This window comes from Spirosoma sp. KNUC1025 (genome assembly GCF_045160025.1).
In the GTDB taxonomy this organism is placed as follows: Bacteria; Bacteroidota; Bacteroidia; order Cytophagales; family Spirosomataceae; genus Spirosoma.
Genome location: NZ_CP087139.1, coordinates 4,443,762 through 4,460,269, shown reverse-complemented (window position 1 = coordinate 4,460,269; position 16,508 = coordinate 4,443,762). Strand labels below are relative to the sequence as shown.

At 50.0% G+C, this 16,508-nt stretch carries 17 protein-coding genes; 11 read left to right on the top strand and 6 right to left on the bottom strand.

What is annotated here, in order from left to right:
- Positions 1-9: 9 nt before the first annotated feature.
- Genes LN737_RS19465 through LN737_RS19445 form a run of 5 tightly spaced genes read left to right on the top strand, consistent with a single transcriptional unit; the run spans position 10 to position 9,485 of the window.
- Complete coding sequence (locus tag LN737_RS19465) at positions 10-2,598, top strand: hypothetical protein (protein ID WP_405511492.1); 2,589 nt, start codon at positions 10-12, stop codon at positions 2,596-2,598.
- Positions 2,599-2,607: 9 nt separating this feature from the next.
- Positions 2,608-3,147, top strand: coding sequence for a hypothetical protein (locus LN737_RS19460; RefSeq protein WP_405511491.1), 540 nt, complete (start codon positions 2,608-2,610; stop codon positions 3,145-3,147).
- 14 nt (positions 3,148-3,161) lie between these two features.
- Positions 3,162-3,494 (top strand): hypothetical protein, encoded by a 333-nt coding sequence (locus tag LN737_RS19455; protein WP_405511490.1) that lies wholly within the window; start codon positions 3,162-3,164, stop codon positions 3,492-3,494.
- 29 nt (positions 3,495-3,523) lie between these two features.
- Complete coding sequence (locus LN737_RS19450; RefSeq protein ID WP_405511489.1) at positions 3,524-6,370, top strand: hypothetical protein; 2,847 nt, start codon at positions 3,524-3,526, stop codon at positions 6,368-6,370.
- A gap of 13 nt (positions 6,371-6,383) precedes the next feature.
- Complete coding sequence (locus LN737_RS19445; RefSeq protein WP_405511488.1) at positions 6,384-9,485, top strand: hypothetical protein; 3,102 nt, start codon at positions 6,384-6,386, stop codon at positions 9,483-9,485.
- On the opposite strand, the gene LN737_RS19440 is transcribed toward LN737_RS19445, so the two are convergent.
- Positions 9,482-9,706, bottom strand: a complete 225-nt coding sequence (locus LN737_RS19440) for a hypothetical protein (protein WP_405511487.1) — start codon at positions 9,704-9,706, stop codon at positions 9,482-9,484. The two genes, LN737_RS19445 and LN737_RS19440, sit on opposite strands and share 4 nt — an antisense overlap.
- A 46-nt stretch (positions 9,707-9,752) precedes the next feature.
- Here LN737_RS19440 and LN737_RS19435 point away from each other — a divergent pair, with 46 nt between their 5' ends.
- From LN737_RS19435 to LN737_RS19420, 4 genes are read left to right on the top strand one after another with little or no spacing between them, the layout of a single operon-like run.
- Entirely contained in the window at positions 9,753-10,112 is a 360-nt protein-coding gene (locus LN737_RS19435) for a hypothetical protein (RefSeq protein ID WP_405511486.1), read from the top strand.
- Positions 10,087-10,560 (top strand): hypothetical protein, encoded by a 474-nt coding sequence (locus tag LN737_RS19430; RefSeq protein WP_405511485.1) that lies wholly within the window; start codon positions 10,087-10,089, stop codon positions 10,558-10,560. The genes LN737_RS19435 and LN737_RS19430 overlap by 26 nt, the downstream gene beginning before the upstream one ends.
- On the top strand, positions 10,557-11,018 hold the full coding sequence (locus tag LN737_RS19425; RefSeq protein WP_405511484.1) for a hypothetical protein: 462 nt from the start codon (positions 10,557-10,559) through the stop codon (positions 11,016-11,018). The genes LN737_RS19430 and LN737_RS19425 overlap by 4 nt, the downstream gene beginning before the upstream one ends.
- Before the next feature lie 24 nt (positions 11,019-11,042).
- On the top strand, positions 11,043-11,468 hold the full coding sequence (locus LN737_RS19420) for a DUF5675 family protein (RefSeq protein ID WP_405511483.1): 426 nt from the start codon (positions 11,043-11,045) through the stop codon (positions 11,466-11,468).
- Between the two features lie 358 nt (positions 11,469-11,826).
- On the opposite strand, the gene LN737_RS19415 is transcribed toward LN737_RS19420, so the two are convergent.
- From LN737_RS19415 to LN737_RS19405, 3 genes are all read right to left on the bottom strand, one after another.
- Positions 11,827-13,371 (bottom strand): hypothetical protein, encoded by a 1,545-nt coding sequence (locus LN737_RS19415; RefSeq protein ID WP_405511482.1) that lies wholly within the window; start codon positions 13,369-13,371, stop codon positions 11,827-11,829.
- 416 nt (positions 13,372-13,787) lie between these two features.
- A complete protein-coding gene (locus tag LN737_RS19410) occupies positions 13,788-13,991 on the bottom strand; it encodes a hypothetical protein (protein ID WP_405511481.1) in 204 nt (67 codons plus the stop codon).
- Between the two features lie 261 nt (positions 13,992-14,252).
- On the bottom strand, positions 14,253-14,456 hold the full coding sequence (locus LN737_RS19405) for a hypothetical protein (RefSeq protein WP_405511480.1): 204 nt from the start codon (positions 14,454-14,456) through the stop codon (positions 14,253-14,255).
- A 213-nt stretch (positions 14,457-14,669) separates the two neighbouring features.
- Here LN737_RS19405 and LN737_RS19400 point away from each other — a divergent pair, with 213 nt between their 5' ends.
- Together LN737_RS19400 and LN737_RS19395 are read left to right on the top strand one after the other, a co-directional pair.
- On the top strand, positions 14,670-14,999 hold the full coding sequence (locus tag LN737_RS19400; RefSeq protein ID WP_405511479.1) for a hypothetical protein: 330 nt from the start codon (positions 14,670-14,672) through the stop codon (positions 14,997-14,999).
- A 43-nt stretch (positions 15,000-15,042) separates the two neighbouring features.
- Positions 15,043-15,513, top strand: a complete 471-nt coding sequence (locus tag LN737_RS19395) for a hypothetical protein (RefSeq protein ID WP_405511478.1) — start codon at positions 15,043-15,045, stop codon at positions 15,511-15,513.
- Between the two features lie 139 nt (positions 15,514-15,652).
- Here LN737_RS19395 and LN737_RS19390 read toward each other — a convergent pair whose 3' ends face one another.
- Positions 15,653-16,204 carry a hypothetical protein gene (locus LN737_RS19390; RefSeq protein ID WP_405511477.1) on the bottom strand — a complete coding sequence of 184 codons (552 nt, stop codon included), beginning with the start codon at positions 16,202-16,204 and terminating at the stop codon, positions 15,653-15,655.
- 56 nt (positions 16,205-16,260) lie between these two features.
- Positions 16,261-16,413: a hypothetical protein gene (locus LN737_RS19385; protein ID WP_405511476.1), complete on the bottom strand. Its 153-nt coding sequence runs from the start codon at positions 16,411-16,413 to the stop codon at positions 16,261-16,263.
- Between the last annotated feature and the right edge of the window lie 95 nt (positions 16,414-16,508).

Genomic DNA, 16,508 nt, shown 5'->3' with positions numbered 1-16,508 from the left:
CTTACCATCGTGAAACGGATTATCTTACTGTCCCTACTTACTGTATTGCTATCAGTTGCCAGCTACGCGCAAGGGTGGCAAAAGGTAAAACGAACGTTAGCCAACGGAAGCGTACAGCGCGGTTGGGTTCGGCGCGATCTGACGACTTACCCAACTACAAGCGGAGGCAATGCGTCGTTTTATGCCGCCGTCAATAATGGTAGCCTACCGCTTACGCTGACCAATCCGGCGAGTGTTCCGGCGAATATCAAAGCCCGGTATTCGCTAAACAATAACCTGTTGTTTCTGGAAACAAGCGGAGATATAAGCCAAATTAAGTTCGAGCGTTCGGACGGTACGGCCATGACCGGGACGAATCCCGGCAATGTTAGCTTACAATCGGGCGTGTTCTACTATCCCGGTCCCAATAACTATCCGCCATTCGACAAACAATGGATGGCGCAATTTACACCCGCCATTGCCGGAAAGAGTCTTAAACTAACCTTTAAGCAGAGTTCTGGCAGTACGTTCGAGTATTCGTTAATTGCGCCGACGGGTAACGTCAATAACGTTGCCCTATTTGGCGCTTCGATCACGACCACACCGCCAAGTTCTACCACAACGACCCCGCCAAGTACGACAAACGTAAGCGCGTTAACGTTTCAGATTGTCGCCTACGATTGCAATACAGGCGTCCTGCAATACCGATTTGCCAGTCCCAACACGACCGATTTAGTTACCGTCAGCTTGCCGGGCATGACGGACGGGAACGTAGCTAAAACACCGAATCAGACCTACAGCAATACCTACGCATCCGACGCAAAAGTAGGACGTTCGCAGCATATCAGCGCAGGCCAGTCGGGGCAACCGTCGGTTTCGCTTGACTTTGTAACGAGTTGTAATCTTGGGCCAACAACGACGAACCCAGGCTCGACAACAACCGCGCCAACCAACACGACCTATACGCCCGGCGGGTTTACTTACACCCCGCTGGCATCGACAACTGTTCCGGCAGGGGATAGCTTGATAACGTTTGAAACGGCGAATGTCAGTGCGATTGTGGCGCTAGGGCAACAGCGGCCGGGGACAACCGGCGGACGGCTATCGGGCCAGGTCTGGAAATTGTACAACAAGGCCGAACCCGACTACTCGTTAATTCACTATAGCCATATCAACCCGGCAACGGGTGATTATTCGTCGTCTGGTTCTAGTTTTCGGTTAGGGGTAGGCTATGGTTCGGGACCGTTTCTGTACATGAATCCACGGCCGCATAACGTCAATTCGGAGTTTGGCTACGGCCGCCCGGTTCCCGGTACGGGTATGGGGGATTTGCTGCTAGGAACCGGAAGAAACCCAGGGCTAGGTGACGAAATCGGCCTCACGCCATTAGTCTACAATTTCGGTAAGAAGTCCGATAATAGCGGGTATTACCTAAAATCCATGATGGTGTATTACAACCTTCTTGGTGTGTACGCCAGGGGTATTATGTTGGAAACATGGCGGGATTTCGTGGGTAAAATGATTGTGTCGCATTACAAGCTAACCACCAACTTAACCCAGACCAGTGGCGACGACAAACAGCAGGACGTATTGCGGGACGATGGGCATGAGTGGGACTGCTTGTATACCAACTCGTCTAACGAGAGTAGTAGCGGTCAACGAAAAGATAAAGTTTGGTTTTATAATGGCAATAACCCGTGTGCGGGTGGTGGACTCTCCACGCTTACGATCGGCGTTAACGGCGGCAGACCCGACGTAGTTCGGCCAACCGAACCGTTTGTTATTCTTACCGGGCCGGGTTCGTCAGCAACGGCAAAAGGAGTAGGCTTAATTCTTTCATCTAGCCGGGTGGACATCAAGAAACTGGGTTCGGGTGAATCGCAACGGGACCGAATCAGCCCAAACACCAACACGGTGTATCTGAATGATAACCCCAAAATGCTACTCGACAATCAGGGTACGTATTATTATACCTCTACGCAGTTTGTCGGTACGGTGGATGAGATTCGGGCGCAAGCGTGTCAAACAGCCTATCGCTTTGCCAGTTCACCCGATGACGTATTTACGCAACCTGATCGGCTGTTCTGGCGGTATTCGGTGTATGGCGACGTTCCGACCGGGGGGCAAGGCAAACGCGCTTGGGACGACGGCTTAAGCAGCATTTCGAGCCGGGGTTTTTGGCGGGTGTATTTCTCTAAATCAACCTGGGCGTCGCTTGATCGGACGGGCGTCAGCTGGGATGCCGCCAGTAATACGAAGATTTGCGTGAAGATGGCGTATACGGGCAACCGTTCGACCTGGGAAGCTAGCTGGCTACAAAACGGACAACTCGAAAACCGGCCTCTTGCTTCGGACGATGCACACGGCATACCGTTCGCGTCTGAAGATGCCGTCATGTTCCCCAAAGGACAGAAGCCATTCGATCAAAAGATAAACTTCACGGTTCCGACCGATGGACAGGTACACGTCGTGGAAATTCCAGTTGGCACAAGCGCGAAATGGGCAAACCGGATCATGGAATTTCAACTGAAGCCCAACTTCTCAGGGGATAACAGCCAGGAAACGCAGGCGGATATCTACTGGATCAAAGGCACTTCGGGCAACTGTCCAGCCAACTAACTAACGACCATGGCAAACATCATTCGGGATCAGGTCACCACCCTGGATATTCAGCTGTATCTGGGCAATGCGTTTACCCTGCTAATCAGCATCGATGAGGGCATTATCCTGCCTGAGGTGATCACCAGTACTGCCTACTCCCGGTCGGGTGGTCCACTGCTAGCAGAGGATCTGCAACCGCTGGTTCAGGTAACCGGGCGGGCGCTGAGCATTACGTATTCGGCCAGTAGCAGCTATCCCCAGCAGGGCTACCATGAAATTCTTTTCGATGATCGCAAAGTGGTAGCGGGTGCGTTGCTTGGCCTTCGCCAGACGGTCAGCCGGGCTGTTGGACAAACGCTCACCATCAACGCCTATCAGCAAGCACCCATCTCGTTGAACGTAGCCACCAAAGGGGCGGAAACGGGACAAACCCGGTTTCTGGGGGAAGTGCTGGAGTATTTCGATGGCAGCGTCTGGCAACCCATACCTACCGGCGCCATCCCGTCCGCCAATCGCAAAGTCCCCTACACCATACCCTTTATCGTGGGAGCAATCAGTAACAATTAACCGTAACAGCCAACATGAACATTCACAAACTACCCACGCTGAACGATGGCGATACGGCTGATGGGACGTTTTTTGCCAAACTCTCCAACTACCTCAACGAGAAGGTTTGCGGGACCGTCGTTACGCCCACGGCAGCCATAACGCCCATTAGTCATGGGTACGGTTCAGCGATGAACCTGCCCGTAGGCTCGTATCACATCACCGTCATTGGCGAAGATGCCGAAGGCTGGCCACTGTCTGGCGTCCGCATCGACAAAACGACCGCTGATGTCTGTCAGCTCGTATTGTCTGATTCCATCAGCCTGCCCTTTACCGGAAAGGTCGCCCTGTTGTTTATCCCGCTTTAAGTGAATCGTTTATAACCACCGTAACCATCATGAAACAGTTTCTGAGTATACTCCTCGTACTAGCGAGTCTGGTCGGCTATGCCCAAAATCAGTCGCCGGGTCCCAATTCGACCGAAGGGAAAATCAAGGCGCTGCAAACCACCAAGCTGGATGCCTCGATTTACAATACGTTTGTCAACTCCCAAACGGCCGTTATTCAGCAAATCCAGCAAGGGCTGACGACCGCTGGTACAAATGCCTCGACTGCCTCGACGGCGGCAACGCTGGCCAGAGCGAAAGCCGATACGGCCCGCTTCAAAGCAGACAGTGCCCGGTTGATTGCGGATCTGGCCAATGGACTGGCTAACAATGCCTACAACAACTCACTCAGTAATGCGCAGGCGATTGATCAGCTTCGGTCGACAGCGGCCGACACGAATAAATACGGGTTTTATACCGATAAGTGGTCGATCATTTATCCGGGAAAACCGGACTCGACACTACGGGTTAACTACCACGTCGTTACGTATCGATCAACCCTTGATTCGATTATCGCGATTGTTAAGCAACGACAGAATCATACGGGCTCCCAAACAGCCTCGACCATTAGTGATTTTGTGGCGGCTGTTCGATTAGCCCTTTCGGGTAATAATGCGTCGGGTTTAGTCTATAACTCCACATCCGGACAGTTCTCCATTTCGGGCCTGACCCCTGCCAGTGTCGGCCTTACTAACGTACAGAACCTCGATCAGACCAACGGCTCGAATATTACATCGGGAACGATAGGACTTGCCCGATTACCGGGCACTCTGACCAATCAGGGTAACAGTTTTAATGGGCCGAGTCAGCTGCTGCTGATCGACTCAGATGGGAAGCTGCCCGCTGTTGACGGCTCGAAACTGACGGGCCTTTCGGCCTCCGGCGTACCAATTGCCACCCAGCCGGACATGCTATCGCTGACCAATAATGCCAAACAGGTAACGCCCCTGGGCGTGGGGTATGCGCTGGCACCTTACGGGGTAAAAATCGATGCCAACACACTGGCCATTTCGAGGCATACCGATGAGGTGACAGCTTCCAGTAAGCAGGCCCGAAACGGCATTTCGATTCCGGCCTTCTACCAAGTTTATCTGTCGAATCCAGCCGGTTTAACGACGAGTGCGGGTAAGCTCGTTGCCTCCGCGTCCGGATCGGCCGGTTCGGGGGTGATCAGCCTCAGGGAGCCTATCGACCCAACCAAGCCCTTTCGGTTGCAGCTGGGCTTTGTTATCAATGACGCCAACCTGCTTAAATTCCAGCTTACCAACGATGCCAAATCGACGGCCATCGGCGTTCGGGCAACGGGCATTTCAACCGCTGGCGTTAACCTTGTCCGGGGCGTTTCGACCGTCTTCAACTCGGCTGGCAACAACGGTGGGGCGGGCATTCCGGCCGGTACAACCGGATACGTCAGCGTGGTGGGTGACGGGAAATACATCACGACTGCCGTTATTTTCCCGAATTCATCAGGCTTTGCCAACCCGACGTTTCAGAGCGCCCTTTCGCGCATTATTGTCCCTTCGTCAGCCGACGACATCAACCTGACCCAATCAGGCGTCGATGTATTTGGCTCAGCGGTCAACAGTGCCAATCAGCTCAACACGATTTACCTGGAGAATGCCAGTGCCTCGTCCGCCTGGACGAGTCTGTATGTGCAACAGGGAACCCTGGATGGACCGCTGGAAACGGGCTTCAATCCGCCAGGATTCCTTTATACATCCTGCTATCAGGAGAATCCAAGTGGCTTTGCTAACCCCTGGGTGTACATTCCCGGCAGCTACGGGAAGGACGTTACGGACATGGTATTCTACCAGCATCCGAACGGCAACCCAGGCAGCGCCGAAAACCAGCCATCCGCTCAGTCAACGATTCACGCCATCTGGGATGCGGGCTTTCTGATCTTCGGTTCAACCGGTGATTCGCCAACCCTGGCGTCGGGTCCACTGGGCAGCCCCTGGGGCGGTCGGGCCGGTCTGGTGCCCCGAAAAGAAATGGTGCGCGTCGTGCGGAGCCTTTTCCCCAAAACGGGTAAGCTGAACTTTGTGGGCGTGTCGATGGGGCTGCTCAACAGCTTTTCCTATGCGCTCGATAATCCCGCTCAGGTCAATAAAATAGTGGGCATTTCGGGGGTTACCAGTCTGTCGAGTTCCTACGCCAGTTCGACGTTTAAAACGCTCATCAATGCTGGAAATGGCACCTGGTTTGTCAATACGACGGCCGCGACGGGTGTGCAGCCGGATCTGTCGGTCAACATCTCATCGGCGCAGGCAGTGGGGGTTAGCTCCCTTCCCGTTACGGCCCTGACGGTTTCGATTCCGGCGGGCACTACCTTAACCTATAGCGGTACGGGCAGCTCGCAATCCCAAATCGTTTTAGCGACGACGGCAGCCAGTGGCGCCACAAGCCTTTCACTGACAGCCCCGCTTTCGGTGTCGATTGCCGGTTCTTCCAAGTACGATAGCCGGGCCTACTGGACACCCATCAACCGGGGCCGGTCATCGCCATCGGCTACGTACTACGCCAGTCCCTACGTCTGGAAAACTTCGGCCGCTTATGCCGCTGGTACGACCTACAACGTCAACGAGATTGTCTACATCACCAATCCGGCCACGACGGTAGCGCCGTTTCTGGACCGCGATCCGGTCATAAATGCGTCGAGGTTGACGAATCTAAAAGGGGTGTATCTGTTGCATGGTGATGCCGATGCGACGGTCAACATTCAGCAGATGCTCGATTTTCAGGCGGCTTATACGGCGGCTGGCGGCTACATCCTTACGCGCACCGCAACCGGCGCTGATCACATCGTTTCGGCCGTGTACGATCCCGTGAGTATTGTCAATTTTCTCTTAGCACCGTAACTAAAAACCAATCATGAAAAACCTATTGATCATCGGTTTTTTTCTGCTGAGCGGCATCTGCACCGCTCAGCAGAAAGTCACCCTGAAAGCCAAACCAACGCCCAAGGCCGGAACGCAGCTCATTCGGGCGCAAAAGATTACCGGTGCGTCTTCGAAGCTCATCAACGTATCGAATGATTATTCAGGCTATTTGAACCTGCCCGTTTCAGCCCGGGTGTCGATCGGGGTGTATACGGCTGATACGACCCTTGTTCGTACGATTGAATCCAACGTCTACAAAACAGCGGGCGGTTATAACCTCAGCTGGGATGGTAAAGATGATCGGGGCCAGGTGGTGGCCAACCGAAACACAGCCTATCACTTCCGGGCGGTGTATAACAACATTACCGCAACCTGGGAGGGTGTAGTTGGCAATACGTCAAGCTCGTTTACGGGCACGACGGTGCACCGGGGCTGGTACGGTATAGTGACCATGGCCAGTTCCGGAACGGCCTGCTACTATGGCAAGCAGTACTCAGAAGGTAGTCCAAGCCACATCAAGTTTGCCCAGAATAATATACAAGCCCGTCAGGTCATTATTCCAACCGCCAAAACCGCCCAGAACGTAGCCTGTGTTGCGACCGACGGATCGAATGTATACTGGTTAGGTGCTGACAGCCATGCTCCCTATACGACCTTCGTTTTTGGCACCAAAGCAAGCGATGATACTGAAGTACAGTTCACGTCAGGTTTTCCGTTGACGGTCTATGCTGGATATAAATACCAGTGGGCGTTTGATACGTTATCCGGTTTGGCCGCTAACCCAACTGGACTTGCTGTTCAGAAAAACGGAAATTTTCTGTTTGTGGCCCGTTCACTGGTGAACGAGATTCACGTTCTCAACAAGACGACGGGGGCGTTCATCAGAAAGATCACCATCCCAACCCCGGGTAAGCTGTGCGTTGATAATTCAGACAACTTATGGGTAATCTCCGGAACAAATACCGTTGCTCGATACACAGTTGCTTCCGATGGAACGCTTGGTAATCCAACGCTTTCGCTGAGTGGCCTGGTTGCTCCCATGGCCGTTTCGGTTTCACCCACAACGGGGGAAATCGTCGTCGCGGATGGCGGCTCCAGACAGCAGCTATTTGGCTACAACAATTCAGGCGCTCTGCTGTGGACGTATGGTCAGGAAGGGGGCTATAGTACTAACTCGACGGCGACGACGGACAAGTTCATGTTCACGGACATCTTTGGATATGCTGTAACAACCTTTATCTGCCATATTTCCGATGGCTCGTTCTGGGTGGGCGATACAGGGAATTCAAGAGCGATTCACTATTCAGCGGCCCGGGGTTATCTGGAAGAAATTCAGTTTTTACCCAAGATTTATTCTTCGCACGTTGACCCCAACAATCCCACACGGGTGTTTGCCAATTTTCTGGAATTCGAGGTGGATTACACCAAAACGCTGGGGGGCACCAACGGCAGCTGGAAGTTAAAACGCAACTGGGGCGGAGGGGTGCCCAGTACGTACTGGACACCCAACACGGCCGATAATAGCCTCTTAAAAGGCGTAGCGACGCTTTCCAACGGCCGTACGTATGCGACCCTGAAAGCGAACTCGATTGTGGAGGTTGTGGAACTGGTTTCGGGTGGCACCGTTCGTTTTACGGGCGTCGTCATCTCGCCATCCAGCGAGGGCCAATCGTCGCAGCTCTATCCCGACGGTAATATTTACCGCTGCATTCGGGCGAGCATTCCCGCTGCCCAGACCTGGACCAAGCGAACCTTATTGGGTTTTGACGGGAACAATAATCCGGTTTACGGGGCGGCTGTAACGATTGCGTCAACACCAGCCACGACGGCGGGTGATCCGACTTACCGGGGCAACGTACTCAAACTACGGTCGGGTGAGATCACCACGCCCACAAATCTGATCCTTGCCTTCGATGGCTCAAAAGCCAGCACCTGGTCGCATCTGGGGGCTGTAAAGCTGGGTACCAATAAATGGAAGTGGCGAACCGCTTTTTCGACCACTCCGACCTATACGGGCATTTTCCCGAACGATGGCTGGTACGATGTGGGCAATAGCGTGAACAATACGGGCATCTCGCAGCAGGCCAACGGCCGGATTATTCTGTGGGGTTACCACGGTGAATTCTGGAAAGGTGGGCAGACCAATGAATACAACCTGGTGTACGACAATGGGCTGATGCTGATGAATTTCGGCACGACCTTCTATGACGTAGCCCTGGCGGGTCTGGAAACGCCACCGGCTCAGATGGCGGGCAATGCTTTTTCGGGCAATCTGGTGAAGGTCGGCGCGAATCTGTATTACTATCACAATGACGAGAACTACCATTCGGGCGTTCACCGCTGGAAGATTTCGGGGCTGAACACCATTGGCGAGATTGTTATTCCGATTACGAGTAAAACCCCGCTTCGATCGATGGTATTGCCGGGTAATGATCTGCACGAAGGGTTGCAGCCGAACGTCAGTTTGGTTAGCGGAACGGCGGGCTGGGTACGCAATCCGACGGTCGATTCAACGTCCAGTGGAACGAAATACTTTGTCGTTGCGACTTCCCGCAAGTCGTATAAAGTCGAGTGGCCGGATCTCTACGCCCGGTATAACTCGAAGGTGGTCGGTAAGATCAACACCATCGATCGATCACTTAGTAGCGTGTCGCAGTCGGCCTGGTCGTATACAGGCTACATTAATCACGACGGCTTGATTTACGGCAACAACAGCCAGGGGGGGCAGTACGTCGATGTGCTGGATAATCAGGACAAGATCATTCAGCGCGTCTATCCGCAAAGTACAGGTTTTGGTACAGGTACCTCAGCGTTCATGGCCGGAACGAGCACGACGCTGGCCAGTGGTCCGACGAGCACGTTTATGCCGCAGGTATTAGAGCAGCAGCAGTTTCTGTCGATTGCCTGCGACAATGCCGGAAACGTATCGGTCAGTTATGGCAATTACCCTACGCAGGTCGTTCCGCGCTATGATCTGACGGCCAATTATCACAGGCCCACCAAACTCCGGATCTCGTTTTTTACCCTGGTCGGCGGTAACAGCTATGACCGGATTATCGATCTGGACCGCTCCCGGTTCGTTGGCGTGCCTTAAATCAGAATGCGTTCGGGCCTGCCTTCGCACATAAAGCACATAGACGCATGCCCATCTTTTGTTGCCGCTTCACAAGGGCAGAGGTGATGATCCTCTATATCGTCTTTAAAGGCGTTAACGATGGCCATCACCTCTGACCCTGGAAGGCTAAAGCGCTGAGAAGCCGAAGCAATCCCCTTCGTAAGCGCATGTTCTAGTACATCGTCTTTATGGATTTCCATACAGCGAATATACCTCAAAACTCATCGTAAAATAGGAACGTATCTCATGGATGCACTCATTGACTTTTTAGGCCGGGATACGTTCATGGCCCTGGTCGTTTTCGTCGGCTGCGTCGTCCGCGCCAGTCAGGGCGAAAAGGTGCCGGTCGTGCAGGGTTTAATTTCGGCCTTTACGCCCTTTTTTGTCATTGTCTGTCTGCTGTATTTGCTGGAATGGGGCGTGGGTCAATTCGGGCTGGCGTTGCCCCCTAAAGTATTCGGTGCCCTTGGTGGACTGTTCGGCTACCTGGCCAACAGCTGGCTGGCGGGCCTTCAGAAAGATGGAGCCGCTATTGCCGAAAATGGAGCCGCCAGCTCCCTGATTGCCATTGCCAAATCGATTGTCAATTTTAAGAAAACACCGTAACGTCATGTGGGTCACCATCGCACAAATCATTTGTCTGGCCGTCTCGATTGTTCTATTCGTGATCGCCCTGGATCTGGATCACCAAACGCCGGGCTGGGTACGCGCGGCCCTGGTGGGCTTCTGCATCGGCTTTTTTGCCGTCTTTCTGATCTCGTCCAAACATCCGGAATACTATCCCTACGCGGCTTCCATTGCCTTTGCCGGATTTGGGGTACTGGTGCTGACGGTCGTGCTGTATCTGGTCCTGACGCATCAGATCCAACCGATTGTCGTGAAGATATCCGGCGTCGCGCTGGGCATTTCCCTGCTGGTCTGGACATTCGGCAGCTGCTCGGACAGTAACCGGCAGAAACTGCAAATCGAGCAGTCTGCTACGCCCGCACCTATTGTAACGCCAGGGGATACGACCCAGCAGGCCATTGAGGACTTTAACAAACTGACCCAATGAATCAGGACCGTTTGTTTTATCCCCTTATGTACGTTGTCTGTGGACTACTACTGATGGCAGGGTTGCTACTCTGTCAGCTGGCCAGCGCCCAAACCCGGCCGACGTTTTACAATCCCGATCCGGACTACTGGTATAATCAGTACCAGCTGGAGCACAACCGGGCTGAACAGCTGGAACGTACCGGCAAAACGGCTATTAGTGGGCTACAAGCCTCACTACAAGTTGCCAATGATACCATTGTCAGTCAGGATCAGAAGATTAAAGCTTATAAGAAAAAAACGGATCTGCTGACCGACCGGGCAGAAACGGCAGAAATGGCCCTGAAGCCCGTAACGGAGGAACGCGATAAGTTGAAAGGCAAAACTGTTGCCGGTAAACTGATCCGTAAAGCCAGAGATGGGCTGGCCGTTGTGGGTGGGCTGTTTGTGCTGATTGGCGGTACATTACTCGTACGATAAAAACACCGTAACTCTGTATTATACATGGAACTGGAATTCACGCTGATACGAACGTATTACCCAACTGGGACCAACGGTACCATTTCACTTAACAGTGGCTTCGTCTGTCATTCCATTGAATTGCCCTGGAAAAATAACCAGCGCAAAAGCAGCTGTATTCCCGAGGGGCGCTACCTGCTAACCCGCTATACCTCTCCGAAACATGGAGCCTGCCTCCTGCTTAACGGTGTGCCGGGCCGGGGCATGGTGGAAATTCATGAAGCCAATTGGGCGGTTAAACAATTGGAAGGGTGCATTGCACCAGTTACTACCCTCGATTCGCCGGGGGTTGGCTGGCGATCGGGAGATGCAACCACTAAACTGGAAGGTCTCGCTTTTCCCGTACTGGACAGGGGCGGCAAAGTATGGCTGACGATTAAAGGCAATCAGGACAATTACCAATTAGGTTAGTGAGTCATAAAGCCAAATCCGACTTGAGATTTGGCTTTTTTTGTGACCTTACTCATCTCTTGGAGTCTAGGGTACTGTACAAGTTAGACATTATAAAGATTCGGCCAGCTTGAGTCGGGTATTTATGAATACTGTTACAGATAGTTATACACATAGTTATACGTGAAGTCATACCCATAAAAGTAAAAATCATTTATTTCCTCATAACCACACATTTGCAGCTTTTTATTGAATAGTAGAAAGCCCGGTTCCAGATGAGCCGGGCTTTTTTGTGACTTGACAAAGCGTTAAGAGTCAAGGATGTTTTATTTAAACATGTGGAATACCTAAAAGCTTAACCAAATTGCGTTGGGCTTTTTTATTGAATACACTCCAGTATCCGTACGTCACTTTCTGGAACGGGAATTATCCGAATCACGCGAATCTTACCCGCTGCAATCAGCTTTTCAAACTTGTATTTTTTGGCTTCATCAACAATGTAGAATCGGCCAAAATGGTTGGTGCTAAAATCATGGGGCGCAACAACGCCCGTCATGGCGTATTGTTCCCTAAACAGCCGGGCTGCCCGGTATTCGGAGATTGTATTACTTTTAATACTTGAATCCCAATCCATCCAAAACCGATTGCTCCCTAGTTGATAGTAGTTCAGAGGCAAGAAGTAAAAAAGCGATTCGTAAAAAACAGGATATGATTTATTCAGCGTTGGGAGGTATCGAGCAACCGAGGTAGGGAAAGCCGTTGCCCGTCGGCTTTGCACTAACATCAATAAGCAAAGGCATAACGCATACAGGGGAAGGGCAAATCGGGCCGGATGAATGATAGGTTTGTAATAGCAAACGGCATAGGCAAACTGGAACAGGATAAACAGATTCAGAGGCCATAGATAGCGATCCACTAAAATAGGTACGTACAAAAGAGAGACGGCCAACGCTAACAGCGATACACCGATAAACAGGTATCCTGTCAGTACATAGAAGCTATATACCTCATCCTGTACAAAGGTTCTCCAGCTGGGGCGAAACCGTTTTACGGCCATCTGCAAAAATAAGCCGGTAACCAGTGCCACGCGGACAATATCCCAATACGGAATGACACCACTCACCTTGGGTATGGACGGGATTAGATTACCGATTGTCCGAAAAAAGGCCGTAGCGGTTGGCTTTACAATCCAGAACCCCGCTGCCGTAGCCGATGATTGCAGCTGAAATTGGGGATACCAAAGCAATAGCCAGCTGCAAACGATCAGCAGGACTGACCCAATGGGATAGGCATACGTTTTCTGTCTTGACCAGAAAAGGAGGGGTAAAAAGGCAGAGGCAGAAATGGCTACGATAAACAACCCGTAATAATGGGTAAGCAGCAAAGCCAGGCCCGAGATAAAGTGCGTAACCAGTAGCCAGGTTGTACCAGGCGATTTAAAAAGTTTATGCGTCGTTATGACGTGGAGACAGACCAGCAGAATATACAGCGAGTAGCCACGTATCTGGGTAGGTTGTACGTAATTCAACTGCGTTAGACCGATAGCACCCAGATAAATAAAGAAGTTCTGTTTGGGCCGGTTAATCAGCTTGATGGTATACAGGTAAAAGAAATAAATAGCCGTCAGGTATAGTCCACCGGAAACGATCTTCAGAAAGGTAGTATTCAAGCTAATCGTATGGCCAAGGAACCAGTACACGTAAAAGAACAGGGGCGGGTTGGTTTCCAATCCTGAAGTAATGGCTTCATTCATGTGGCCAAAAGAAGGATCTTCCAGCAGCGTCATGCTGAACACTTCATCTAGCCATAGCCGGTTGTCCTTTACAAAAAACGACAGAACCAACGCACTGGTAAGTGTAAACAGCAGCAGGTAACTGTATGAATGCTGGGAACGATTGAAGGATAGAGTCGTGGCGTGAATCATTTACTGCTAACGTTTATAGCAAGTATACATGATTCGTAGACTACAGAAAGGCGTTATTGACCAAACGGTAGCTTTAAACCGTTAATTGGCTGATTATGAGGTTATGCTTATATACGGCATTAATTGAGCCATAAAACTAGATGCTTTTGAAAGGCAAGCCCTTGTTTTTCATAAACTGAACAGACCATAAATGGGCGGCTATGTTCAAATTTCCAGCGGGTGAATCGGTTCATATGAGCGTGGCGAGTGGCGCTACTTCATACATCGAATTAGGTCGAGCGGAGAAGCTTTGCAAATTTTCAATAACTATGAACCTCCCAGGAAAGTACGGAGGTAAACGATTATAGCTTTCGGAGTAGGTTAGTTTAGGTTATGAGGAGAACAGAAGCGCCCGGACGTATTGCGTCGGGCGTTTTTTAGGGCAGTTGGCGAACAAAAAGTAATATATCTATAAATTGAAATTGGTTGTTATTGACACCATAAACAAATTGACGATCTTGAACATAATAAACTACACTGCCGAGCCGTATTTGATCGCCCGTCACTGGGGCTTCAGCGATACTGGTAAAGTTTAGCTGGGCAAAATCGTGATTTGTTCCTAATAAAACCAAGCGGACCATAGTATTAGTGATTAATGTGAACGCCCTGAAAAGTAAAGCTTTGTTAGGCTATACTACCCTTTAAGTGTATTTTAATTCATATGACTTGGATAGGGGGCAAGGCTGCTCTCACACTGATAATCAATTAGCATCTTCATATATTTTAGATCAGATTGTTGACTGATGGCTAGGCTGCATTGATGGAAGTAGAAGGTCCCATGTATGGGATCGAGACTACCCGATATACCTCGGTAGGCGTAACAAAGTGGGCGATTGCAAAGCTCAGTGAAACCGAGCCGAAGGAGCGTTTCGTGAGTGATCATCAGGATTGTGTGGATTATGGGTAAGCTCCTTGTCCAGAGCTTTCGACCACAAACTACGTACTTTTTCCCGAATCTCGTTTAACGGATAATCTGGCAGGGCAGGTGAGGTGTCCACAGTACACAGCAACTGCTTCAACGCATTTGCGGTAAAGGAATTTTCCATGGTTGCTTATTGCTGTCCACCTAAAATATATAAAATAGATGGCCTTATCAGTGACAAAATTTGCAAACAAGCCCATTCGACGGAAACGATCAACCTCAAAAAAGCAATTTACCTTCTCAAAATTAATTACAAAAAAGTTTGTTTATTACAAACTTTTTTGTATCTTTGATATGTACTTACAACGACAGCCAGTCGGTAAATGGCACCAAGCCAATGCACACATTACTCGTAAAAATTAAAGCGATTGCCGCTCAGAATCAGGAAGGTTTCACTATCACGATTCCTGCCTGCGAATTTGTTAAATCGGGCTACGTAATCGCCATGATTGACACCCAGAACAGCTTTGGTGATGCCGGGTTGATTCGGGTTATCGAAGTTGCCACAGGAACCACTGGGGTTATGGGTGGTTGGGCTGAAGATGGTCTGTTTTACTGGGATGCGGTTTACATCGTTCACGACCGCCAAACAGCTATCCAGCTAGGCCGCGACAATGAGCAGGTCGCTATCTATCACCTCGACACAAACGAACTGATTTATCTCTAACAGGAAGGGCCGGGAAACCGGCCCCCTTTACCTTTTTAAGACTATGGAAACCATTATCAAAAACATTCACCTGCTGAGCAATATGCTGAGCGAAACCGATTTAGAAAAACTGACGGCCGGAGCCTTACAACACCGTAAATTCAGCCGCATTACGTTCAAAGTGCTGTCCGTAGCCACGGATGCCATTAAGGTTCAGGTTGTTCAGGAAAAGACTCCGCAGGAGAATTACGCCAGTGAGGAAACCTTAATTGAGCGGGCTAAGGAGCTATTTGGCCGATTCTTTCCAGACCGTCGAATCATTGTCAATGCGACGGTTTACCGTCCTAATGTTACCGAGCAAGTAACACCCGAATACATACGCCATCAAATGACTGAGAAAAAGATCAAGGTTAAAGATATCGTAGCCGATACAGGAATTGACAAGAGTAATATATCGGCCTGGATGAATGGCATACGGGAAATGTCGCAGCCAGTGAAGGCGATGTTTTACTACTATTTTCAGACAGTAAAGTAAACCATATGTATTTGTGGCTAGGTTAAATAGGATTTACCGCAAACAGTGGGTTAATCAATATAGCCCCTCTGTATTGACGAGAGGTTTTTAGATGCTGGGTGGTAAAAGGAGGAATTGGTATAGGATTAGTACAAAAGTTTTAATATCTTAATAAAGAATGTTGATTAGTTACTAGAGCAAAATCATGTGAAAACTCAATAAAATCACCTGTTAGATGCTTTACATACAGTACAAGATCAGATAAAAGTTCAAGAGATATTTCTAACTGTTTATCTATCAACCCCTTTCCTTCCTTTGCAGTAATCTTTCTCAGCTTAATATGATTCTCATTGGACCCCGCAAGCCAAGAACCATGTATTATTTGATTCCTTCTTTCTTCAATAAAGGCTGCACGTTTCATCAGCTCTTTCACTTTCAGGTAGTACTGATCGGTTTTTCCTCTTTCTGAAAAGAGGTTGATTACCAGCGCTCTAATATTTTTAAAAGATAATTCTGCAGTGATGATTTGTATGACCCTATCAGTATGCTTAATGCATAGTCTAACCAAGTCCTTAATTACTTCTTCAAGAAGCGAAAATGAAACCGTTAAATCTCCGATTTGATTTAGAAAAGGTTCAGGAACTGGGTGTACTGGAAAGAGTCCAAAAGATGTAGGGTAGATAGCTGGGTTTGTATTATTGTCCTCTGCCATAGAAGGTTAAGTTTTCGATTTGTCCAATATACTCAAAACGGCAATTCGGCCGGATACTAATCTACCTTTCTTAGCAGTCTCCCAATCACAACCGCCGTTCGGCTCGAATCAAACGTAACGAGCATCGAGCCGTTTTTACCATGAATGCATTTGCCATCGGCACGCAGAATAGCTGAGCATAACTGACCCTTGAGAGTCGGATCTGTCATGCGGTCGCCGATATACGTGTAAAGCTTAATTTCTAAACTTGAATTTGCTTTTATAGCCAATCTGCACTTGTAAAAAGTTTGGATCAAGGCCGGCA